The organism is Rheinheimera maricola (assembly GCF_016918075.2).
Taxonomy (GTDB): Bacteria; Pseudomonadota; Gammaproteobacteria; order Enterobacterales; family Alteromonadaceae; genus Alishewanella; species Alishewanella maricola_A.
In genome coordinates this window covers 39,710-59,795 of the sequence record NZ_JAERPS020000005.1, presented here as the reverse complement: position 1 = coordinate 59,795, position 20,086 = coordinate 39,710, and the positions used below count along the sequence as shown (strand labels likewise).

Genomic DNA, 20,086 nt, shown 5'->3' with positions numbered 1-20,086 from the left:
CCTTTGTTGTGTCTGGGAAATACTTTAGCAGCGGTTAAATGCCGGTATAAACCACTCTGGGTACAGCAAATAGTGTAGCAACCGCAATTAAACTGCCGATGAGTGCAATCAACGGACCGGTGATAATGCCGCCAAGCTGAAAATAGCCCATCACTGAGCCGGTTATCATTAGCATTAAACCAAGGTTTTTTACTACGGCCGCGTTGCGGTTTTCATGGCTCCATTGCTGACAATTAGCGCATTGCAGCATAAAAATACCGTTAACTTTTTTAGTTGCGCCAGCCTGCTTTAAATTCACTTTGTGTCCACAGGCAGGGCATTGCAACATTTTCATTAGTGCATTTCCCTTACTAACCTGAAGCCGATTGATGGGTATTTAGCGTCTATAGATACAGCATCCCGAGCGGATAATCGTGTGTTTTGCGCCCGGTCCGTGTAACTGCCACCTTTAACAATGCGGTTTTCACAATCACCGGTTTTTACCGGATTAGTATCATTGGAGCGGGTTTTCTCATTATGACAATCCAATACCCACTCTGCCACGTTTGATGACACGTCATAAAGACCATAAGGATTTGTGTTATAGCGGCCAGATATCCAAGGCTGAGCCGCCTCAGTGCCTGGTTTGCAATTGCCAATATCACGATCGCAGTGTTCTTTGCTCTGGATATAGTTATCACCCCACCAGTACACGGCTTTAGTACCTGCTCTGGCGGCATATTCCCACTCTGTTTCAGAGGGTAAGCGGTAATGCTGGTTAGTTTGTTCGGTTAACCATTTAGCGTATGCAGTAGCGTCCATCCAGCTGACATTAATCACCGGCATATCGCCCCGGCCCCAGCCTCTGTCGTCCGGTAAGGCACGATTAGTGGCGTTAGCAAACTTATCGTATTGCGCAAAAGTAATTTCAGCGCGGGTTATGGCAAAAGCCTTGCTATTTTTTATGCTGCGCAATGGGCCAAGATAACCGGTTGAAGTAGTATATTCTTCACCGGCAATACCTTCCCCCGCCGGGATAACACTTAGCTGCGGTCCGTCACTACTGTCGTTGAGTGTATCGGTAAAAAATTCAGCGGTATAAGCGGGAGGCTTACCACAAGACACAATAAACAGTGACAGTGTTGATATTGCCACTATGTTTTTCAGCAACGACATATTCTTCCTATTCATTAACGCTGTAACCGATAATAAAATTATGTAACGATGGCTTGGTTTAACGCTTACTCAGGCATCCTCGTTATTTGCAGAATGTGTTTTTAATCGAAAACCCTTACTAAAACAAGGCTGAATAGTGCCTGATATTAATATATTAACCTTGCTGGTTATTGCTGTGGCGGTGCTATTAACTGGTATTTCCAAATCCGGTTTTGCCGGTGCTATTGGCGGTATTACGGTACCGTTAATGTCGCTGGTGATAAGCCCGCTGCTGGCAGCGGCGCTGTTGCTGCCGATGTTAATCATTGCTGACGTACTAAGCTTGCGCCAGTGGTGGGGGGAGCACAATGTAAAGCATTTAATGCTGCTGCTACCGGCTGCACTGCTGGGCATAGTTGTTGGTTATGTTAGCTTTGGCTGGTTAGATGAAGCGGGTTTACGCTTGTTGTTAGGCGTGATTACGCTGCTATTTGCGCTAAATATGCTGCTAAAGCTGGTAAATCAGTCACACTTGACCTCGCCTTGGGCCGGCCGCGTGCTGGGGGCGTTAAGTGGCTTTACCAGCTTTGTCGCTCATGCCGGTGGGCCGCCGCTGAATATGTATTTGTTGCCGCAACGGCTGGCAAAGCCGCAATACCTCGCCACGGCAGTGGTGTTCTTCGCGGTGGTTAACCTGCTTAAGCTACCACCATATTTATTGCTGGGGCAGCTCAATCTTGCTCTGTTTGGCTATGCACTATTGAGCCTGCCGCTGTTGTGGCTCGGCGTTAAGCTTGGCGTGGTATTGCAGCATCACATCAGCGAAAACATCTTTTATCATCTGATCAGTATCAGCATGCTGCTGTTGGGGCTGCGACTGATTTATCAGGCTTTGTAGCGCGGGTTGTATCGCCGCAGCTGTTGCTTCTAATCGATTAATTACTGCTTCAGGGTAGACCGATTGATACAACTGCCGCATGGTGCCGTCGCGATAAATATGCTCTAGCGCCTGTTGCCAGGCGGTTATTCTGTCATCGCTGACATCTCGTGAAAACGCCAGATAAAGCTTGGTTTCCTGCAAGGTATTAACACGAAACAGACCGTCGCTGCCCGCAGCTTGCAATGCTGCTTCAACCTGAGCTGCCGCCGCATCATTAAGGATAATTAAATCAACTTTACCTGCAGTAAATAAATCAAAGCATTCACCATGTTTGCTGGTAAGAATTAAGTTACGTTTATCGTCAAAGCCAATGTTTTGCAAAAAACTAATATTTTGCGAGTTGACGTAGTCGCACGCTATTAATTTTGATTTAGATATTGCAGTGGTATTCGTTGGCGCAAAACGGCTACTGTGGCCATAAAGCGATGTTTGCACCAGTTTAAGTGGGCCCACCCATTTAAACAGATTTTCCCGCTCGTTGCTGCGGGCCGTTTCAAACAGGGCGATATTGCTTTGACTACGGGCAATTTCATAGGCCCTGGCCCATGGTAGCAGTTCGACGTCGCCAAACTCATTCAGTCTTTGCTGTAAAATGCGAATTAGTTGTACGGTAACACCGGTCACTTTGCCCTCTTGATCAAGGTACATGCCAGGTGGACTATGCTCGGTAAGAAAACGTAGCGGTGCAAATTGCTCCTGACGTGACGGTTCAGTGGCTGCCACCAGTGGTGTTGTCATTGCCAATGCTAAAACCAATAAGCGAGTTGACGCCATTACATCCTATCCATATCGCTCAACAGATGTTAATCAGTCTAGTGCAAGCTTATAGCAAGTACCATTTTATCCTTAACGCACTTTGCTTTTACGTACCATTTTATACAGCAGTTCTGGTGACAACCTTGATACCATTGCGCCTAAGCGCTCTTTTAACCCGCCGATGACAATATAGCTCTTACCTTTTACTAGCGCCTTTATGGCTTTTTCGGCAAAGGCGGCTGCACTAATAGCATTGGCCTGGGCATCGTCCATCGAGCCAAGTGCGCTGCCATCGCCGGTAAGTGCATTTCGAGAGACATCGGTTTTAACAAAACCCGGGAAAATCGTCGCCACGGTTAAGCCTTGCTCAAACAGTTCCGCACGCAGGCTATTAGCCCATAAATGCAGTGCAGCTTTGGCGGCGGAGTAGCTGCCACGGTATTGGGTGCCCACTAAACCAGCGACGGAGGAAACAAACACCACCTTGCCGCCACCGTCGGCCAGAAGCAGTGGCAGTGCCTGGCGGGTAAGGTTTACCTGAGCAAAATAATCGACTTCAAATAGCTTGCGGTCAGTCTCTGGCATGGTGTCAACAATCAGCGCCCGCTGGCTGATACCGGCGTTATTAATTAGCCAGTCTAAACCGCCTATTTGTTGTTCAATACTGTGTATTGCGTCCAGAACAGCGGCTGCGTCGGTAATGTCCAGCGGCAACAACAGATGTTGATTGCTGTTTGCCAGGCTGGCACGTACCCGCTGTAGTTCGCTGTACCGTCTAGCGCTTAATACCAGCCGTGCGCCATCTGCTGCCAGCTCGCGCGCCAGGGCCTCGCCAATACCACCGGAGGCACCGGTTATCCAGATCACTTTGTTATGTATTGCTGATTTTGTGATGGCCATCTAAAGCTGTTGTCCTGTGTTGTAACATCACAAGACAGTAAGCCAGCCTTAACCCTGTTGTAAAGCGTTGTTGTGCTGCACTTTATATTTACGTTTGTAACAGCCGGTCAGCAATATCAAGGCAGTTAACCCAATCACCGGCGCCGCCAGCCAGCTCACCAGTTGCCATTCGCCGGGCAGCCACTGCGACAGCATGCGCCGGCCGCCAGCGGCAAAAAAAGCAGTGTAAACAGCAATGCCGCTGCCAATCATGGCGCTAAAGTGCTCAATAATCCAGGCGCGCGGTTTTACGTCAGATTTATAAACATACAGGCTAATGGTAGTGGCTGTGGTAAGGCTGACGGCAGCAAAAATAATCAATAGCGGCATGCCCACTATTATGCCCTGCCAAGCAACATATAACGCGGTGGGGAACAGTAACAAAACCGGTGCTTGATAGTTCCAGCGACGCAGCATAGCGCGATCGCTTTTGGCTTGTAATACGCCAATAGCATGACGCACGGTTACCCAGGTTAGCAGGCTAAGCAGCAGCAAAAACTGCGAAAATGGTACACGCCATACCAGCATACGTTCAATTTGTTCAGTCGTCATTTGTTTGCCTGCTGTGTAAATGCCGACAGGGTCGTATAAACCCATCAGGCTCATTACCATGCCTGAGCCTGAAACGATTAACATAAGGTAGTAAAAAACGTTGCCAGCGTTGACATGCAGCTTGCTGCCTTTACGGACGACAACTGGCAGCCAATACAGCAACAAAGCGATAGCGCCTAGCGCAATGTGTAAATACAGCAATATGCTATGGATCTCAGACATGGTACACCTCCTCGGTTAATGTCAGCAGCTTACGCTGGAGGAGGTTGTTGCACAGGTGCCGAAAGTCAGGATTTTTCACTATGACTTATGGCCTATTGCGGATATTTTTTTGTTGCGCATAATGCGCTGATGAAAACAAAATTTGATTTTGCCAGCCTGGCCGGTTTATTGACCTGGTTGTTGGTGTATGGCGTAAGCCTGTTTCTATTGGCTAAAGTGGCGCCTGACAAAAATTTAGTTGCGGAGCATGCGTTGTTTCTTGGTTATGGCGCTGCGTTCTGGCTATTAACGCGTGAGCAAGGCGTTTGCTCGCTGCTCGGCCGTTTTGGCTTGCCGTTGTTAGTATTACAACTGGGCTTTGCTTTTGCGCTTATCTGGTTGTTGCCTGCTCGCCATTTTGACTTTTTATCTATCCTGACCATTATCTGGGCAGCAATGTTGCCTTTTGTTATGCCTACGGCGGCTGCCATGCTGTTAACGGTGCTGGTAGTGGCGGCATGGTTCAGCCTGATCGCCTGGCAAAGCGGCAGTAGCGTCTGGATCTCGGCGTTACTGTACGGCAGCTTTCATCTGTTTGCTGTATTGGTGCAAAGCGCCAGCCGTGAAGCTGAAAGGGCCAGAGATGAACTGGAACAGAAGCATCAACAACTGCAGGCAACGCAGCAATTACTGCAGGCGGCTTCCCGCCAAAGCGAGCGAACCCGCATTGCGCGCAATTTACATGATTTAGTGGGGCATCATTTAACGGCGCTGACAATACAGTTGCAGGTAGCCGGCCATTTAACCGATGGAGAGGCTAAGGTACAGGTGGGTAAATGTCACCAACTGGCAAAGTTGCTGCTGGCCGATGTGCGCGAAGCGGTAAGCACTATGCGCCAGTATGCAGATGTAGCCTTAGTTGAAGCGATAGCTTCATTGATAAAAGTACTGCCGGAGCAACTTGTCGTAAAACTGCAAATCCCCGCCAATATTATGCTTCACGACTTACAACAGGCACAGCATTTGTTGTGTATTGTGCAGGAAGCACTAAGTAACAGTTTAAAACACAGTGGCGCGTCTGAAATTCAGATTGATGCCGTTGTTAACGGCGAAAAATTGCAGCTGACAATCGTTGATAACGGCAAGCTTTCTGCAAGCTGGCAGCCGGGGAACGGCATTAAAGGCATCCAGGAAAGATTGGCTGAGTGCGGCGGCAGCTTGGAATTGACCACACAGCGCCAGGCAATGCAACTTAGCATCACTTTACCGTACAAAGAGAGTGACAATGCATAAGGTACTGCTGGTAGACGATCAAAAACTGATCCGCGATGGTATTAGAAGCCTGCTTGGCTTGTCGGGCAAAGTTCAAGTGGTGGCCGAATATGCCGATGGCAGCGGTGTAGTAGCAGCTTGCCAGCAGTTAAATCCGGACGTGATCTTGCTGGATTTATCCATGCCGGTAATGAACGGTGTACAAACACTAGCGGCACTAAGGCAGGCGGCGATAAATGTGCCAGTGCTGATTTTAACCACTTTTGATGAACATGAGCTGGTACTAAAAAGTATTACACTAGGCGCGCGCGGTTTTTTGCTCAAAGATGTGTCGCTGGAAACGCTGGTAGAGGCCATTGCAGCCCTGTCCGGCGGTGGTAGCTGGTTTGCACCGAATATTACCGAGCGCCTGTTGGGAGCGATGCGCAGTAACGATGCCAGTGAAAAGGGCGACTTTACTATGCCGGCGCAGCTTGAGCCGTTAAGTGATAAAGAGCTGGAAATTTTGCAGTTGATGGCAGCGGGCTACAGCAATAAAGAAATTGCCACTGCGCTTTACAAATCGGAAGGTACGGTAAAAAACCAGTGCTCGGCAATACTGTCTAAGCTTGGGGTGCGAGACCGCACCCGCGCGGTGTTGCTGGCACTGGAGCTTGGGTTAATTAGTTAGCTGTTATAACCATTAGGATTCGCCGACTGCCAGCGCCAGCTGTCACGTACCATATCATCCAGCGTTCTCTCAGCTTGCCAGCCAAGTAACGTTTTGGCTTTTGACGGCTCGGCATAACAGGTGGCAATATCACCGGGCCGACGCGGCGCGATCTGGTATGGTACTGCCACCGCATTTACGTGACTAAAAGCTTTTACCATATCTAATACGCTGTAGCCGGTGCCTGTGCCTAAATTAATGGCTTCGATACCGCGATGACTTTCCAGATATTGTAGTGCTTTAACATGGCCGCGGGCTAAATCTACGACATGAATATAGTCGCGCACGCCGGTGCCATCGTGAGTCGGGTAGTCGTTGCCAAAGACGCTGAGCTTGTCGCGTTTACCTACCGCAACTTGCGCGATAAACGGCATTAAGTTATTTGGTATACCATTAGGGTCTTCGCCTATTTGGCCGCTGTCATGTGCACCCACCGGATTAAAGTAACGCAGTGAGGTGATGCCCCAGTCGGGTTCGGCGCGTACCAAATCCTCAAGAATATGCTCTATCATCAGCTTGCTCTGGCCATAAGGGTTAGTGGCAAAACGCGCTGAGGTTTCCGTAATAGGTACCTGCTTGGCGTCGCCGTAAACGGTAGCCGATGAGCTAAATACTAATGTTTTTACGCCAAATTCGCGCATTACCCGGCATAAGGTAACGGTACCTGCAACATTATTGTCGTAGTAATGCAGCGGCTGCTGTGTCGATTCACCCACCGCTTTTAAACCAGCAAAATGCACCACAGCACTGATGGCATACTGGCCAAATAACTGCCGTAATGCAGTTTCGTTACGGATATCGCCGTTAACGCTAATCAGTTGCTTACCCGTCAGTTGCTGCACCCGTTTAAGCGCTGTATCTGAGCTATTGCTAAAGTTATCCAGGCTTAATACCTGATAACCTGAGTTTAATAGCTCCAATGCGGTATGGCTGCCAATATAGCCGGCGCCGCCGGTAAGTAAAACGTAATTCATGCTACTGTCCTTGTGGCTGGCAATTTAAGGTAATACTTTTTTAAACGGTTTTACGGTTGAACGGGCATATACGCCGGCTGCCAGGTACGGGTCGGCATCGGCCCAGCTTTGGGCATCAGCTAAACTGGCAAACTCTGCCACGACCAAAGAGCCGCTAAAGCCAGCCGCGCCGGGGTCCATGCTGTCAATAGCAGGTGTTGGGCCGGCCAGTAATAAGTGGCCTTGATTTTTTAGCTGCTCTAAGCGGGCCAAATGTGCCGGGCGGGTAGCAAGGCGCTGTTCTAAACTGTTAGCAACATCTTCGGAATAAATCATGTAGAACATAGTGGGCTGTCCTTTTGCAGAGCCAGTGTAAATTGGCGCACGATAGCAGATCCTTGCCTTTGTTCCAACGCCGTTGAACGCATCGGAGCAGTAGAGGCTAGGATTTACTGCAACAGCCTGTTAGCATGCAGAGCGCTATAACATTAACCGGGCAAAAGTCCCGGTATTCTAATAAGAAAAAACTCAGGGAGTCCGCGTAGCAATGAAACGTGAACAATTCAGTTCCAGCCTCGGTTTTGTACTGGCTGCCGCCGGTTCAGCCGTTGGTATCGGTAATCTGGTCGCCTTTCCGGTAATGGCCAGCAAAAACGGCGGTGCCGCATTTTTAATTATGTATACCTTTTTTGTCTTCTTTATCTGTTTACCGGTGATGCTGGCAGAGATGAGTTTAGGTCGCCACACGCGGAAGAATCCGTTGGGAGCTTATACTGAGATTGGTCAAAACCGCGCCTGGCGCACGGTTGGCTGGATGTCGGTTATTACGCCTTTTATGATTGGCGTGTTTTATCTGGTGATTACCGTGTGGATCTTCGGTTATCTGGGTAAGTCGGTAATGGGCCAGTTGAACGAGCTGGCTGCTGCGGGAAGTTTCGGTAACTTTATTAACAGCAACGAGCTTTTTGTTTATATGGCGATTGTGATAGGCCTGACCTTTGCTATTTTACAAGGAGGGGTAAAGCAGGGCATAGAAAAGGCGGCACGGGTATTAATGCCGATGCTGTTTGTCATGTTAATTGCGTTAGTTATCTATGTGTTTACCCTGGATAACGCCATGCTGGGCGTTAAGTTTTTCCTTATTCCTGAGTTTGATAAACTAACCGGTAAGGTATTAAACGGCGCGCTGGCGCAGGCGTTTTTCTCGTTGTCACTGGCAATGGGTATTTTAATTACTTACGGCTCGTATATTCAGAAAAACAACAATATTGTGCACGCCGGCAAAATGGTGGCAGGCTTGTCGGTATTAGTGGCATGTTGTTCAGGCTTGTTGATATTGCCGGCGGTATTTTCGTTTAACCCTGATATTCAGTTAAGCACTTTGTCAGAATCCAGCATCAGCATGATTTTTACCTTTTTACCGAAAATCTTTCTGGCTATGCAAGCTGATATTGGTTATTTCGGCGCCAGCTTTATTGCCGCTTTCTTTTTCCTACTGGTGTTCTTTGCGGCATTAACTTCCCTGGTATCGATTATTGAGGTGCCGGTATGCAGTTTAATGGATCAAAAAGGTGTAAGCCGCCGCACGGCGCTGTTTTCGCTTGGCGCAGCTATGATAGCGCTGGCTGTGATTTGTGCGCTGTCATTTGGCCGAGTTGAGGTATTTAGCAACCTGCTAAGCTATGGCGGTATCAATAAATCATTTTTCGATGTGGTATACGACATTTTCTATGAAACCATCTTACCTTTGAATGGTTTCTTGTTATGTCTGTTCGTAATTTATCGCTGGAAAAAACATAATCTGGACGCTGAAATAAGCCAGGGAAACAGCACTTTTGCTGGCTCACTGCTGCAAAAATACGTTAACTTCTCGTTGGGTACCTTTATCCCACTGATCCTGGCGGTAATCTTCGTTAATACTGTCTCGACCATTTTCTTCGGCCAAAACCTGTTGTTTTAAGTAAATAGATTGCATGATTAAAGGCAGCTTCGGCTGCCTTTAATCATGCTGCAGCTTGCAAGAAGGATCTGGTTTAGTCTGTAATGCCGTGATCGGAGTGCATTATGGCAGGCAATACCTGAATAACCCTTAGCAAACTTTTTTAGCAGGTTGTAACTACGCGGGGGCACCGTGGCGTTATTATTGCTGCTTAACACAATATGAGGATCAACTATGAAATCACCAAGAGATGTAGAAAAAACCTACCCAAACCATGAGTTTGTTGAAAAACTGCGGCGTTTGGCTGATGCCATTGAAAACGGCGAAAAATTTGAGATCCAAATAGCCGGTGAGCGGATCTATGTGCCGGTGCGCGCCGAGTTTAGTATTGAACACGAGCGTGAAGGCGACAGTGAAGAAATTGAGTTTCAGATCAAATGGACAAATAACTAGCGCTGGCTTTGCGCTTGCCCGGTAGCAACCGGGCGGCTGTTGGCAACAGCACGATGTTCCCCTGCGAAGGTTGATATCGTTGGTATCAACAAGCCTTACCCAATTGAGTGCCATTGGTTTCGCCGCTATAACTCCCCCTTGTGGTGTAAATCCCAAGAATGGCATAGATAAAACAAATAGTTAGAAGCGAAGGGAACATTCAAGGCAGTTCCCGAACAGAGCATTCGCCAAAACTCACAAACCATGAATGCTGCCATGAATGTAAAAACGATGCTCGCCGATTTGCTCTCATTTGTCACCCCAAATGTATGCACAAAGCCCAGCTTTCTGGCTTGGGGGGCGGCAGTACAAAGCTTGATGCAGAATGGCCAATGCACAGTAACGGCTATCGGCCGTGATTTTGACAGTCAAACGTCACAGAAACACGGCATCAAACGGGAAATACCCGCTTAAATAAGCCATTTTCAGATTATATCTTTAGCACTAAGGTATCGGCTACTTTGTCTTGAATAGCTTGCCGGTTTGGGTCCCAGTATATTTGGATAAACCCCAATAGGCCGGTGGCAAAGCCTGCACTGTAGCCACCCTGGCGACCAAATGCCTGCCATAGCGACAACGGGGTGTTATTTAGCTGCACCACTTTTATCGCCATAAAGGCTTTACCAATCGTTTGGCCACCATTCCAACTGATAAACAGCGTGAAATAAAATACTGCCCAGCCAAAACCAATGCCCAAATCGGTTAAAATGCCCTGCAACCATTTCAGCACACTGTGGTCCGACTGCGCTAACTTTTGCCACCAGGAGATGTTTGTTTCCGGTTGTGTCGTAGCTTGAATTAATTGGTCCGTTGCTTGCCCGGCAGCTTGTTGGCGATGCTGCTTAATATTGCGCATTACCTTATCCAGCGCCGCCTGTTGCTCTGCCGGGGTCAGAATTGACTCTTCAAGTAAGTCTCTGACCATGCTGTCAATTTCGTCGTCTGTAAGCTTACTGCCACGTAATTGTTCGCTGATATTGTCTAACTGCTTATCAGCGCATTGGGCATTGCAATCTGTATTGGTAAGCGCAATAGCACTGGCAGTAATTAATAAACCTGCTTTAACTTTATAGTCACTGCGTTCATCGGCTTTTTGCGGCGCTAAGGGTAGTAAAAATAATGCCAATATCGCGATGGTGATAACAGTATTCCGGCGCCGGTTGTTTTGCTGCATATGGCAGCGCAAAGCCAGATAGGCCGCCACAGGCAGCAGAAATAAAAAGCTGCCTGAGGTAAGCAGGGCAATAACAACACCGTCCAGAGTTATTGCCATCGCCCGGCGCCATGGCTTTGCCAGCGGACGGCCAACAAGCGCATTGGCAACGGTAAAGTCATGCGGCGTAACAACCTGACGTACTTGCTGCGGTGTAAGTTGAACACCGTTCAGGTCAATATACACACCCGGAGACACTTCGGTGATGCCGGCATTACCGTCAAACTGGTGCAAACTCATAAAAATGTGGCTCTGCAATGTAATAATTCACCGCACTCTAAACAGGCCATAAGGCTATTGCAATAGCTGGCATCACGCGGGATAAGATAATATGAACTGACATTTGTCAGCCCATTTCGATGACAACAAGCGCTGTCGTTGCTGCTGCCGTTAATAAACAATAGGCATCAGGTTTAGTTATTCAGGCAAAGGTTTATGTTTTCGACATTATCCAATACACCCAAGGCATTAAAATTAAGCAAACTCAAAACGCTCTTGCTTTTGCTACTGACACTGTTGTTGCTATGCAGCCAGCTGCCGCAGTTAATTACCCTGTTTGTGCCCTTGTCTAATCAGGGCAAGGTGCAAAGCCAATTGTACTTACCCGCAACGGCAAACGCGAACAACCCGGCACCGCTATTGGTGTTTTTCGGCGGTTCGGAAGGTGGTATGAGCATGACCAATACACGCAGTGCGCCAGAGCGGCAAGCCTATCTGGATGCAGGTTTTGCACTATTGGTTGTTGGTTATTTTGGCTTGCCGGGTATTCCATCTGGCTTGGATCGGATAGAGCTTGGCGGGGTGCTTGAGGCTATTGAATATACCCGCAGCAATGCTGCCGTCGACGCAGAGAAACTGTCAGTGCTGGGCGTGTCAAAAGGGGCGGAGTTAGCCTTATTACTGGCCAGTCGTTCGGCGAACATCAGCACTGTGGTGGCGGTGGTGGGTAGTGACGTGGTGTTTGCCAGCCCACAGTGGTATAGCACCAGTTCGTCCTGGAGCTGGCAAGGCCAACCAATTGCTTTTCTGCCTTTTAGCTTGCGATCAGCACTGCCGTTGCTGCAAGGCAATTTTCGCCTGGGCTATGAAATTGCGATGCAAAATAAGCAGGCTTACCAGCAAGCGCTGATCCCGGTGCAGCAAATGCAGGCCGACGTGTTACTTATCTCAGGCACAGCTGATGAGCTGTGGCCATCCAGTGAAATGTCCGATCGGATTATGCAGCGGCTGCAGCAACATCAATATCCGTATCGATATCAGCATTTAAAAATAGCCGGCGGCGGCCACGGCGGGCTGGCCAGGCAATATCAAAGCGAGATTGTAGAGTTTTTGCTGGCATCACAGCGCTAATGAAAAGTTGCGGGGCCGAAGCCAGGGGCTGGTCGCGCGCTTTGCGGCTTACCAGTACAACGGCTAAATATGCTGCGGTCTTAGATTTTTTCGACAGTGAGTTGTTTGGTAAGCATAATAAGCGCTATTTACAGATCGGACGGTAAGTTGTATGAAAAAAATAACCATAGCACTGGCGTTTTTGCTGGCGCTTGTCGGCGCAGTAATCGTATTTCAGCAAAATATTATTTCATCAGTTATTCTGCCGCAATATATCGACTGGGCCAGTGAAACTGAAGCAGCTGGCGTAAAAATGGGCGAGCCGCTTAACGAAGAGCAGCTGGCTCTTGCCAGAGAGATCGGCATTAAAAGCCCGGAAAAGGTCAGGCTGGTGTACGTCGATGCCGTGCCATTCCCGTATCACAATCCTATGTTGAAGTTGGTTGGTGAGGCCACAGGTTTTATTGGCGATGGCATTATTAACAATGCTCAGGTATTTGGTTACTCGATTTATGTCAGAAAAGACTTCCGGCTAAATACGCCCAAGCTGGCGCACGAGCTGGTGCATGTGCTGCAAATCGAGCGCGCAAGCCTGAAGCAGGTAATCAGCCAGCACTTTAGCGATTTACTCAAATACGGCTATGATAACTCGCCGCTGGAACTGGAAGCCTTTGAGGCAAATAAAACCTACAGCAATCGCTAAATACCCGGCGTTAGGGTGAAAGCAGCAAAAAAGCATTAAATAAGTCGTTTGTTGGTTCTATCCGGGCGAGATCTGATAGCCTGGCTGGCTTAATTTGAGGAGTAAAAGTGACAACGCATATACTGGTGCTAAGCGATATTTTTGGTTTATGTGCCGGCCTTGAGCGCCTGCAGGCCGATTTAAGTCAGGCTGGCGCTGATGTTCAGCTTATCGACCCTTATCAGGGGCAAATGCAGCATTTTGCTGATGAAGCCCGCGCCTATGCGGCTTTTAGCACACAATGTGGCCATGATGCCTATGCGGCAATAGCACAACAGGCGCTGCAAAACGCCGCCCGACCGTTTGACTTGGCCATTGGTTTTAGCGCCGGTGCAACTGCGTTATGGCGCGCGTTAGCGCAGGCTAACGAGAGCCAGGTAAAGCAAGCCGTGCTGTTTTACCCCGGCCAAATACATCAGCATCTGGCGTTAACACCTGCTGTGCCGGTGCAGGTTATCTTTGGTCACAGCGAGCCAAATTTTGCCGTAGCTGATATCTGTACTCAGTTACAACAACAGCCGGGCGTAACGGCTGGTAGTACAGACTACGCTCACGGTTTTATGAACCCGGCATCACAAGCTTTTGCTGAGGCCGGTTATCAGCAGCAGCTAAGTAAATTACTAAAGCGTTTGGCTTAAATGTTTATCAGCCTGCGGTTAAGTGCTTAACGTTGTGTAACTCAAGCGGCGGTTAATCTATTTCAATTAATACTTCATTGCGCCTGAGCATCGGCAGGGTAAGCGGGCCGTTATAGCCGGCTTCTATCGGTGCACTTATTGCTGTGTAGCCATTAGCGCTCAGCCATTGTTGCAGCATGGCAGTATGTTTTTCCACGTTGCTTCTGCTTAGTGTGCCGCTAAACTGAATGGCGGCCACTTGGTAATTTTTAACCTCAGTAACCACCAACTCCGGGTTAGTCGGTTTGGGTGTGGTTTGCAGGGTAAAGTCTTTTGGCATTACAAAAGACATCATCGAATCCCCCGGGCGGTTACGCATAAACACCGGCGCTGTCATGGCGATTTTCTCGCCCTTGCTGCTGTTGTCCATTATCACCGGCGCCGTCATGGCTATGCTAACGGCCCCTTCGTTGTCGCCACTGATATAACCGAATAATTTTCTAAAGGCGCTATTGCGGCCATCGCCAGCCATATCGGTAGACACCAGAATCATGCTGTCATAGTTACGCACTTCAATATTTTGGCTGGCATCCGCTTTAAGCAGGGTATAGGGCGCAGTTTCAACGTCGCTTTGGCCAAACACTGAACAACCGCTAGTTAACAACGCGGCAAACAGGGGGAATAATAGTTTCACGGTAGATCCTTTGTCAGTAAATAACTGTGTTTTTTATACGGCCAGAAACGTAAAAAAGAGCAACACGAAATAGAGCATAGGCCTGCGCTTATTTTCAGACATTAGTTGTAACAATAACCTTGTAGGCAAAACCCGCTTTTCGGTGCAGCATCGTGTCAACAGATGGCTGCTGTGGCAGCATCAGATTATGTTACTAACAAGGATAGGTGGAAAATGGCAGCAGTCAGTACCGCGATGTCGCAGGGCTATGTGCGTTTTGCCGGCTGCTGTTATTTGTTAATTATCGGCTTAGGTTTGTATTTTGAAACAATGGTGCGTGGCAACCTGATTGTTGCCGGCGATGCCATTGCAACCGCAGCGCAAATTAGCGCGGCCCAAACGTTGTGGCGCAGCGGCATCGTCGCCGACTTATGTATGCAGCTGTTAGACATTCCGATCATCGTACTGTTTTATCTGTTATTTAAGCGGGTAAATGCCGCACTTAATTTAACCGCCACCGGTTTTAACCTGATCCAAACCGCTATGCTGGTAGCCAATAAATTAACCCTAATGCTACCACTGCTGCTGGCAGGCAGCGGCGTATATTTAGCCGCCTTTTCAGCAGAGCAGCGCGACGCCTTAGCTTATCTGGCGATACAGCTACACGGTTATGGCTTTGCTATTGGCCTGCTGTTTTTTGCCCTGGCCTGTATTATCCGCGGTTATCTGATTATTAAATCGCAGCTGTTCCCCAAAATACTCGGCCTGATGCTGGGCCTGGCCGGTGTCTGTTATCTGATAAATACCCTGGCACTGCTAATGGCTCCTGATGTGGCTGCCAAGCTGTTCCCGTGGATCATGCTGCCGGTGTTAGTCGGCGAGTTATCGCTTAGCCTGTGGATGATAGTAAAAGGCGCCAACCTGAAAGGACTGGCGTAATTATCGCACCGGGCCGGCTAATTTGATAATCCGGCTGAAGGTGTTGCAATAGCAAGCCAGGCGGCAAGCTGGCTAGCGGGCAGGTTAGTATTGTGGCTACCGCTATAGCTTTTCACTCTGGCAATACCAGGCGCAAAGGCGCGGTACAGCGCCTCAGTGTGAGCACGGCCGATAATTTCATCCTGCTCTGCCAGTAAAATCAGTGTGCGGCTGTTTATGGTTGGGGTATATGCCACAGAGTTGTAGGTATCTTTTAGCAACCACTTAACCGGAAACAGCACAAACTGCCGCTGTGCCAGCGCGCTCAGGCTGTCAAACGGCGTTATCAACACCAGTTGTGCGACCTTACGCTGGGCCGCTAGCTGCACGGCAACGCCTGAACCTAAGCTGCGGCCAATTACCGTAACATCACTGTGTTTGCTGTTCAGCTGGTCATACAGCGCCAGCGCATCGGCTACCAATGCCTGCTCTGAGGGCTTGCCGGAACTGCCGCCATAATCACGATAGTGCATAAGATAAATAGCATGGCCGGGAAACGCTGCAGCAAACTCCGGCAAAGCCACACTGACATCCTCGGCATTGCCGCCAAAATACAACAGCGCCTGGCTGGTTTCGCGCGGCTGTTGGCTTACCAGCACAGTGGCATCGGCTTGCTGCAAAATCAGCGGATCGGTTGGCGGCAACTGGGCCGGCACGGGGAAATAAATTAGCTGGCGCTGCAGCAAATACAACAGTAAACACAGCAGGCAATAGCCCGCCAGCACATAGCCTGCAACAGTAAACAGCATACGCATGCGAAATCCGGCAGTAGGTTAAAGATTGTAAAGCAGCTTAGCGGATAGCGGGGCTAAAGCAAACGGCAGTGTTTGAGGCCAGAGGTTAGCTCTCTGGCAAGGCGCTGGCGCCAACGCTTTTCAACAGTTGGCTCAAGGGCTAAGCTGTATTGACATAAGGTTCGCCGAGTAATTTCAACGCGCGTTTCAACGTTAAGGTAATATTTGAAATGACAAACAATACTGAATTGCTAAGCAGTGAAAACCTGCGTGAGATGGGCCTGATTGGCCCGCCCAAAGCGGCCGGTGTGCATTTTAAACGCTACCTGCAGCGTAAAAACCTGACAGCAGCCGACGCAGCCCGTGATCTTAACGTCGCCAAATCGACCATTACCCGTTTTATCAATGGCGAAAGTGAGTTAAGCATTGAGCTGGCAACCAAGATAAAGCGGGTTTATACCGCGCCGGTAGAGGTATTTTTTAAAACTGACGAAGATATTCAGCTATATCTTGAAGCCTGTATTGAAGAAGCGGCTGATGATCCGGTGTTTATCGTGCATGCGTTAGGGGTTATTGCCAATGCAAAAAACATGAGTCAACTGGCGCGTGATACCGGCATCAGCCGCGAAGGTTTATATAAAGCCTTTTCACCGGACGGCAACCCAACCTTTGCTACCGTCGCTAAAGTAGCCAAAGCTCTGGGGTTGCAGATTACTGTGCAAACTATCGGTAACGCGAAGCTAATTTAAGAGCCAGATACGTTGTAGAGTTAGCTAACTCTTGAGCTTTTATTTCTTTTAATAATTTCGTCAATAAATTCGGTATGCTCATACGGAAGATTTAGTGCTTCTGCAACGAAAATACTAGGTTTTTTTTGTATTTCCTGATTGTAGAATGAATGACTATAGCTATATCGCTTCTGACTTACTTCATTCGAAACAAAATATAGTTCAAGCCATAAAATATAGTGGTTTTTGGTTTCTGTGTCGCCAAATTTACTATAGCTGTTTAAATGGCAGAATTTTTCATGTTGCTCTGATATTTTTTTTAAGTGCCGAAGTATGTATTCAAATGCAGCAATTAAATCTTGGTTGGACCTGTCGTACGATATAAATAGCCGATTGATAGTTTCATAGTCTGGTGGAGAGGGAATTTTTGGCAGTTCAATTTCCAGTGGCATCTTACAAGTAAAGCAAACGACATTCCGGTACATGTTGGATGATGTAAAACAACCTTTTTTAGCTTGGTCAGTAAGTCTATCGAATACAAGCTTGAATGTTTTATCAAATTCTTTTTTTTCACGGTTTAAAGTAAGTTTTTGGTTTATCCAAGCACCAGAAAATGCTGCGGCAATTAATTCTAAAAACTTTAGTACAAGATCGGTCATGAAAATTCCTAAACTGTATAGTGATGTGCACTTATCAAGCGCATAGCTTTGCCTTTTAAACAGAGAGCTTTTGGTGATTGAGATAGCAAAATCTCAGTATAATTTGCTGTTTATCATTAAGAAGTTTGAAAGCCTATTATAATAAACTATTTTTCGCTATAGCCCAGTCGGGACTTCAGGAGCATGTCTTGCCTTTTGCCTTTTGCCTTTGCTGTTCAGGCGTATGCGCTGATATCAATGTCCTCAGGGTCAGGTCTTGCCTTTTGCCTCTTCTGCTCAGGCGTAGGTTCTCAAATGTCCTCAGGGTCAGGTCTTGCCTTTTGCCTCTTCTGCTCAGGCGTAGGTTTTCATATCAAAGTCTTGGTATTATTATCCGTATAAACAACCTAGTTTGGGGTAACGTTACCCCGGCAGTATTGAGTGTTCAACCGGCTTTACCGGAGATTTAAAAAAGTGCATAGCGACACTGTTAAACAGCAATTAATAGCACTGGAACAGCTACTGGTGCAGCCCGATACGCGTTTATCTGCAGAACTACTAAACCACTACCTAGCTGATGATTTCTATGAAATCGCCGCTACCGGCCGCTGTTTTGGTAAGGCCGATGTGCTTGAGCGCCTGCCAACTGAAGCTCCGCCTGTTATTACCCAGCAAGATTTCGACTGCCGCGTGTTAGCTGATGGACTGGCGCAGCTGACTTATCGCGCCACCATACAGCGCGCAAAAAACGATAGCCCAAGCTACTCAATGCGCAGCTCTATCTGGCGCTTTGATGGTGAAAAATGGCAGATGGTTTTTCATCAAGGCACTGCTTGTAATCCATTTTAACCGCAGGAATTACCGCACTATGCGCGATGCATTAAGACAAAAAATTATTGCCGTTTGTGATAACAAAATCCTCGTCAAAGGCGAGACAGTCGGCGTGTCGTTTTACGCTTTTTTTGCTAACAAAAACGACGACCCTGCGTTATTAATGGAAGCGGCAACCTGGTGGATCCAAACCCACCGGCTGGATCATTTTGAAAAAGCGCTGAAGATAAAGCAGCTGGTTACAGCAGGGTTTTAGTCCACCAACAGGCCATTATTATCGGCATAGGCAAACTGGCCGGGGATAAAATCTATCCCAGCGTAGCTATTTAAATTAACCGGGAAACAGCTCAGTACAATTGGTTATTGGTTGAAGTTCAATGGACTGCTCCAGAAACACCACGTGAACCTGATCAATTAACCAGCTGTCGTTCTCAACACGATAAGCCAGATTAAACTGCAGGGGCTGCTGTTCATTATCTCGGCCGAGGACAGCCAGGCAGCCGATATTACCAGTGACTAACTCTTGATGCTGTGATGGTTTAGCCATCATGTTTTTAAACAGTAATTGCTGCGTGACGCTAGTATCACTAAACGACTGTGGTAACAGATTGGAACTGAAATATGCTGGCGCCAGTTGCTCGACGTTTTCGGCATTCATCTGGTTGCTGTAATCAGTGTAGGTTTGATACAAAGAAACTGGCTTTGTCGCTGTGCAGCCGAGCAAAACCAATAGGGCTGCGGCGCTAACAAGATATTTCATCTCTAGTTCCCCATTATTTGCTGGTACTGGTGCTCAAGAGCTTGATTCCGGCCTTTCATTGCGCTTGCTGCACGGCACAATAAGCCTGAGCAGGATAAAATAAGCGCCTCTATATCAAATTCGCCTGATACCGACATGCTTATAATTTCCAGGCTGAATGTAGCGGTGTATTTAACGTTATTGTCGCTTCCTCGCGTGAAACTTATGCTTACTCGTTTAATATTTGCACCAATCTGCTCCAACGCTGGTGAGCCGCTAAATGTCAGATTGCCTGCTGCACCCGATAACGTAGCTTTGCCGTTCTGATCTATTGTCAGTTTGGTACTGCCTGATTTAGCCATCAGTTTCACTGTAAGATCGTTGTCCGTTGAGTATGCCAGCTCGACTAACTTGGCTATCGTGACTTTCAATTCTGCGCGTTTAACGTCCATATTATTGCTTCCTTGATTTTAAATTTAACCAAATATAAACAAATGGAATAAATTTTCAACTTTTGCTGGTGAACTAGGCTGATAAACCTCAAAAGAAAGGCGGATGGGCAGTACCGAAATTGAACTTGTTTCAAGCTGTCGTCAAAAAGTACTAACAGGAAAAAATTGAATTGCTGAAAGAGTTACGCATGGCCGAAGCGCAGCTGAGTTCAGGCGCGGGTGCTGGTAATAACGATGCAAGGGCGCAGGCGTTGGCGCGTATTAACGCGCTAAAGTAATCACGTTACACCAACTGCTTAGTCGCCACTAACACACCATTATTATCGGCATAAACAAACTGGCCAGGGATAAAATCTACTCCGGCGAAGGTCACTGTTAAGTTGATATCGCCTAAATCACGTTTATCGGTTTTCATTGGGTGAATACTTAGTGTTCTTTCCAATTAACTGGTAAGAGCACTGCTGCCTGCACGCCAAGTGGCGTTTGGCGTATCTCGTTAATTATATTTACAGCATGTAGCGGCTA

The 20,086-nt window shown here is 47.8% G+C and carries 25 protein-coding genes and 1 pseudogene; 12 read left to right on the top strand and 14 right to left on the bottom strand.

Annotated elements, in window-relative coordinates; translation table 11 throughout:
• Positions 1–34 precede the first annotated feature (34 nt).
• Positions 35–334, bottom strand: coding sequence for a hypothetical protein (locus tag I4W93_RS13685; RefSeq protein ID WP_205312653.1), 300 nt, complete (start codon positions 332–334; stop codon positions 35–37).
• Positions 334–1,155, bottom strand: a complete 822-nt coding sequence (locus tag I4W93_RS13680) for a formylglycine-generating enzyme family protein (RefSeq protein WP_205312649.1) — start codon at positions 1,153–1,155, stop codon at positions 334–336. Before I4W93_RS13680 ends, I4W93_RS13685 begins: the two co-directional genes overlap by 1 nt.
• Positions 1,156–1,291: 136 nt before the next feature.
• Here I4W93_RS13680 and I4W93_RS13675 point away from each other — a divergent pair, with 136 nt between their 5' ends.
• On the top strand, positions 1,292–2,032 hold the full coding sequence (locus tag I4W93_RS13675; RefSeq protein WP_205312639.1) for a sulfite exporter TauE/SafE family protein: 741 nt from the start codon (positions 1,292–1,294) through the stop codon (positions 2,030–2,032).
• A 72-nt stretch (positions 2,033–2,104) separates the two neighbouring features.
• Here the strand turns inward: I4W93_RS13675 and I4W93_RS13670 are convergent.
• From I4W93_RS13670 to I4W93_RS13660, 3 genes and pseudogenes are all read right to left on the bottom strand, one after another.
• Positions 2,105–2,812, bottom strand: a pseudogene (locus tag I4W93_RS13670) (substrate-binding periplasmic protein); the annotation flags it as partial.
• A gap of 108 nt (positions 2,813–2,920) precedes the next feature.
• Positions 2,921–3,730 (bottom strand): SDR family NAD(P)-dependent oxidoreductase, encoded by an 810-nt coding sequence (locus I4W93_RS13665; protein WP_205312633.1) that lies wholly within the window; start codon positions 3,728–3,730, stop codon positions 2,921–2,923.
• Positions 3,731–3,778: 48 nt separating this feature from the next.
• The gene (locus I4W93_RS13660) at positions 3,779–4,543 is read right to left on the bottom strand and encodes a hypothetical protein (RefSeq protein WP_205312632.1); all 765 of its coding nucleotides are present in this window, start codon (positions 4,541–4,543) and stop codon (positions 3,779–3,781) included.
• A gap of 129 nt (positions 4,544–4,672) precedes the next feature.
• Here I4W93_RS13660 and I4W93_RS13655 point away from each other — a divergent pair, with 129 nt between their 5' ends.
• Positions 4,673–5,815 carry a sensor histidine kinase gene (locus I4W93_RS13655; protein WP_205312631.1) on the top strand — a complete coding sequence of 381 codons (1,143 nt, stop codon included), beginning with the start codon at positions 4,673–4,675 and terminating at the stop codon, positions 5,813–5,815.
• Positions 5,808–6,464 (top strand): response regulator, encoded by a 657-nt coding sequence (locus tag I4W93_RS13650; protein ID WP_205312630.1) that lies wholly within the window; start codon positions 5,808–5,810, stop codon positions 6,462–6,464. The genes I4W93_RS13655 and I4W93_RS13650 overlap by 8 nt, the downstream gene beginning before the upstream one ends.
• Here the strand turns inward: I4W93_RS13650 and galE are convergent.
• Both galE and I4W93_RS13640 read right to left on the bottom strand, forming a co-directional pair.
• On the bottom strand, positions 6,461–7,477 hold the full coding sequence (galE, locus tag I4W93_RS13645) for a UDP-glucose 4-epimerase GalE (RefSeq protein ID WP_205312629.1): 1,017 nt from the start codon (positions 7,475–7,477) through the stop codon (positions 6,461–6,463). The two genes, I4W93_RS13650 and galE, sit on opposite strands and share 4 nt — an antisense overlap.
• A 24-nt stretch (positions 7,478–7,501) precedes the next feature.
• On the bottom strand, positions 7,502–7,801 hold the full coding sequence (locus tag I4W93_RS13640; protein WP_205312628.1) for a YciI family protein: 300 nt from the start codon (positions 7,799–7,801) through the stop codon (positions 7,502–7,504).
• A gap of 202 nt (positions 7,802–8,003) precedes the next feature.
• Between I4W93_RS13640 and I4W93_RS13635 the strand changes: the two genes are divergently transcribed.
• Together I4W93_RS13635 and I4W93_RS13630 are read left to right on the top strand one after the other, a co-directional pair.
• Entirely contained in the window at positions 8,004–9,416 is a 1,413-nt protein-coding gene (locus tag I4W93_RS13635) for a sodium-dependent transporter (protein ID WP_205312627.1), read from the top strand.
• 213 nt (positions 9,417–9,629) lie between these two features.
• Positions 9,630–9,848 carry an amphi-Trp domain-containing protein gene (locus tag I4W93_RS13630; RefSeq protein WP_205312626.1) on the top strand — a complete coding sequence of 73 codons (219 nt, stop codon included), beginning with the start codon at positions 9,630–9,632 and terminating at the stop codon, positions 9,846–9,848.
• A 469-nt stretch (positions 9,849–10,317) separates the two neighbouring features.
• Here the strand turns inward: I4W93_RS13630 and I4W93_RS13625 are convergent, their stop codons facing one another.
• A complete protein-coding gene (locus tag I4W93_RS13625) occupies positions 10,318–11,340 on the bottom strand; it encodes an RDD family protein (protein WP_205312625.1) in 1,023 nt (340 codons plus the stop codon).
• Positions 11,341–11,535: 195 nt separating this feature from the next.
• Between I4W93_RS13625 and I4W93_RS13620 the strand changes: the two genes are divergently transcribed.
• From I4W93_RS13620 to I4W93_RS13610, 3 genes are all read left to right on the top strand, one after another.
• A complete protein-coding gene (locus tag I4W93_RS13620) occupies positions 11,536–12,450 on the top strand; it encodes an acyl-CoA thioester hydrolase/BAAT C-terminal domain-containing protein (protein ID WP_205312624.1) in 915 nt (304 codons plus the stop codon).
• A 151-nt stretch (positions 12,451–12,601) separates the two neighbouring features.
• Positions 12,602–13,132 carry a hypothetical protein gene (locus I4W93_RS13615; RefSeq protein WP_205312623.1) on the top strand — a complete coding sequence of 177 codons (531 nt, stop codon included), beginning with the start codon at positions 12,602–12,604 and terminating at the stop codon, positions 13,130–13,132.
• A gap of 107 nt (positions 13,133–13,239) precedes the next feature.
• Entirely contained in the window at positions 13,240–13,809 is a 570-nt protein-coding gene (locus I4W93_RS13610; RefSeq protein WP_205312622.1) for a dienelactone hydrolase family protein, read from the top strand.
• A 52-nt stretch (positions 13,810–13,861) separates the two neighbouring features.
• On the opposite strand, the gene I4W93_RS13605 is transcribed toward I4W93_RS13610, so the two are convergent.
• Positions 13,862–14,482, bottom strand: coding sequence for an SOUL family heme-binding protein (locus I4W93_RS13605; protein WP_205312621.1), 621 nt, complete (start codon positions 14,480–14,482; stop codon positions 13,862–13,864).
• Between the two features lie 213 nt (positions 14,483–14,695).
• Here I4W93_RS13605 and I4W93_RS13600 point away from each other — a divergent pair, with 213 nt between their 5' ends.
• Complete coding sequence (locus I4W93_RS13600) at positions 14,696–15,400, top strand: DUF4386 domain-containing protein (RefSeq protein WP_205312620.1); 705 nt, start codon at positions 14,696–14,698, stop codon at positions 15,398–15,400.
• Positions 15,401–15,417: 17 nt separating this feature from the next.
• On the opposite strand, the gene I4W93_RS13595 is transcribed toward I4W93_RS13600, so the two are convergent.
• On the bottom strand, positions 15,418–16,194 hold the full coding sequence (locus I4W93_RS13595) for an alpha/beta hydrolase (RefSeq protein ID WP_205312619.1): 777 nt from the start codon (positions 16,192–16,194) through the stop codon (positions 15,418–15,420).
• A 209-nt stretch (positions 16,195–16,403) separates the two neighbouring features.
• Between I4W93_RS13595 and I4W93_RS13590 the strand changes: the two genes are divergently transcribed.
• Positions 16,404–16,922, top strand: a complete 519-nt coding sequence (locus I4W93_RS13590; RefSeq protein WP_306660304.1) for an addiction module antidote protein — start codon at positions 16,404–16,406, stop codon at positions 16,920–16,922.
• A gap of 20 nt (positions 16,923–16,942) precedes the next feature.
• Here I4W93_RS13590 and I4W93_RS13585 read toward each other — a convergent pair whose 3' ends face one another.
• Positions 16,943–17,560 (bottom strand): hypothetical protein, encoded by a 618-nt coding sequence (locus I4W93_RS13585; protein WP_205312618.1) that lies wholly within the window; start codon positions 17,558–17,560, stop codon positions 16,943–16,945.
• Positions 17,561–18,013: 453 nt separating this feature from the next.
• On the opposite strand from I4W93_RS13585, the gene I4W93_RS13580 reads away from it, so the two are divergent.
• Together I4W93_RS13580 and I4W93_RS13575 are read left to right on the top strand one after the other, a co-directional pair.
• A complete protein-coding gene (locus I4W93_RS13580) occupies positions 18,014–18,388 on the top strand; it encodes a nuclear transport factor 2 family protein (RefSeq protein WP_205312617.1) in 375 nt (124 codons plus the stop codon).
• 19 nt (positions 18,389–18,407) lie between these two features.
• Positions 18,408–18,626: a DUF6500 family protein gene (locus I4W93_RS13575; protein WP_205312616.1), complete on the top strand. Its 219-nt coding sequence runs from the start codon at positions 18,408–18,410 to the stop codon at positions 18,624–18,626.
• Between the two features lie 75 nt (positions 18,627–18,701).
• Here I4W93_RS13575 and I4W93_RS13570 read toward each other — a convergent pair whose 3' ends face one another.
• From I4W93_RS13570 to I4W93_RS13555, 3 genes are all read right to left on the bottom strand, one after another.
• Entirely contained in the window at positions 18,702–19,130 is a 429-nt protein-coding gene (locus tag I4W93_RS13570; protein ID WP_205312615.1) for a hypothetical protein, read from the bottom strand.
• Positions 19,131–19,132: 2 nt separating this feature from the next.
• On the bottom strand, positions 19,133–19,561 hold the full coding sequence (locus I4W93_RS13565; RefSeq protein WP_205312614.1) for a hypothetical protein: 429 nt from the start codon (positions 19,559–19,561) through the stop codon (positions 19,133–19,135).
• Between the two features lie 283 nt (positions 19,562–19,844).
• A complete protein-coding gene (locus tag I4W93_RS13555; protein ID WP_224673454.1) occupies positions 19,845–19,976 on the bottom strand; it encodes an RraA family protein in 132 nt (43 codons plus the stop codon).
• Between the last annotated feature and the right edge of the window lie 110 nt (positions 19,977–20,086).

What these genes read in the sequence shown, in the direction of transcription:
- I4W93_RS13685 (WP_205312653.1), bottom strand. Translation starts at nt 334, where the DNA reads ATGAAAATGTTGCAATGCCCTGCCTGTGGACACAAAGTGAATTTAAAG.
- I4W93_RS13680 (WP_205312649.1), bottom strand. Translation starts at nt 1,155, where the DNA reads ATGTCGTTGCTGAAAAACATAGTGGCAATATCAACACTGTCACTGTTT.
- I4W93_RS13665 (WP_205312633.1), bottom strand. Translation starts at nt 3,730, where the DNA reads ATGGCCATCACAAAATCAGCAATACATAACAAAGTGATCTGGATAACC.
- I4W93_RS13660 (WP_205312632.1), bottom strand. Translation starts at nt 4,543, where the DNA reads ATGTCTGAGATCCATAGCATATTGCTGTATTTACACATTGCGCTAGGC.
- I4W93_RS13655 (WP_205312631.1), top strand. Translation starts at nt 4,673, where the DNA reads ATGAAAACAAAATTTGATTTTGCCAGCCTGGCCGGTTTATTGACCTGG.
- I4W93_RS13650 (WP_205312630.1), top strand. Translation starts at nt 5,808, where the DNA reads ATGCATAAGGTACTGCTGGTAGACGATCAAAAACTGATCCGCGATGGT.
- galE (WP_205312629.1), bottom strand. Translation starts at nt 7,477, where the DNA reads ATGAATTACGTTTTACTTACCGGCGGCGCCGGCTATATTGGCAGCCAT.
- I4W93_RS13640 (WP_205312628.1), bottom strand. Translation starts at nt 7,801, where the DNA reads ATGTTCTACATGATTTATTCCGAAGATGTTGCTAACAGTTTAGAACAG.
- I4W93_RS13635 (WP_205312627.1), top strand. Translation starts at nt 8,004, where the DNA reads ATGAAACGTGAACAATTCAGTTCCAGCCTCGGTTTTGTACTGGCTGCC.
- I4W93_RS13630 (WP_205312626.1), top strand. Translation starts at nt 9,630, where the DNA reads ATGAAATCACCAAGAGATGTAGAAAAAACCTACCCAAACCATGAGTTT.
- I4W93_RS13625 (WP_205312625.1), bottom strand. Translation starts at nt 11,340, where the DNA reads ATGAGTTTGCACCAGTTTGACGGTAATGCCGGCATCACCGAAGTGTCT.
- I4W93_RS13620 (WP_205312624.1), top strand. Translation starts at nt 11,536, where the DNA reads ATGTTTTCGACATTATCCAATACACCCAAGGCATTAAAATTAAGCAAA.
- I4W93_RS13615 (WP_205312623.1), top strand. Translation starts at nt 12,602, where the DNA reads ATGAAAAAAATAACCATAGCACTGGCGTTTTTGCTGGCGCTTGTCGGC.
- I4W93_RS13600 (WP_205312620.1), top strand. Translation starts at nt 14,696, where the DNA reads ATGGCAGCAGTCAGTACCGCGATGTCGCAGGGCTATGTGCGTTTTGCC.
- I4W93_RS13595 (WP_205312619.1), bottom strand. Translation starts at nt 16,194, where the DNA reads ATGCGTATGCTGTTTACTGTTGCAGGCTATGTGCTGGCGGGCTATTGC.
- I4W93_RS13590 (WP_306660304.1), top strand. Translation starts at nt 16,404, where the DNA reads ATGACAAACAATACTGAATTGCTAAGCAGTGAAAACCTGCGTGAGATG.
- I4W93_RS13585 (WP_205312618.1), bottom strand. Translation starts at nt 17,560, where the DNA reads ATGACCGATCTTGTACTAAAGTTTTTAGAATTAATTGCCGCAGCATTT.
- I4W93_RS13575 (WP_205312616.1), top strand. Translation starts at nt 18,408, where the DNA reads ATGCGCGATGCATTAAGACAAAAAATTATTGCCGTTTGTGATAACAAA.
- I4W93_RS13570 (WP_205312615.1), bottom strand. Translation starts at nt 19,130, where the DNA reads ATGAAATATCTTGTTAGCGCCGCAGCCCTATTGGTTTTGCTCGGCTGC.
- I4W93_RS13565 (WP_205312614.1), bottom strand. Translation starts at nt 19,561, where the DNA reads ATGGACGTTAAACGCGCAGAATTGAAAGTCACGATAGCCAAGTTAGTC.
- I4W93_RS13555 (WP_224673454.1), bottom strand. Translation starts at nt 19,976, where the DNA reads ATGAAAACCGATAAACGTGATTTAGGCGATATCAACTTAACAGTGACC.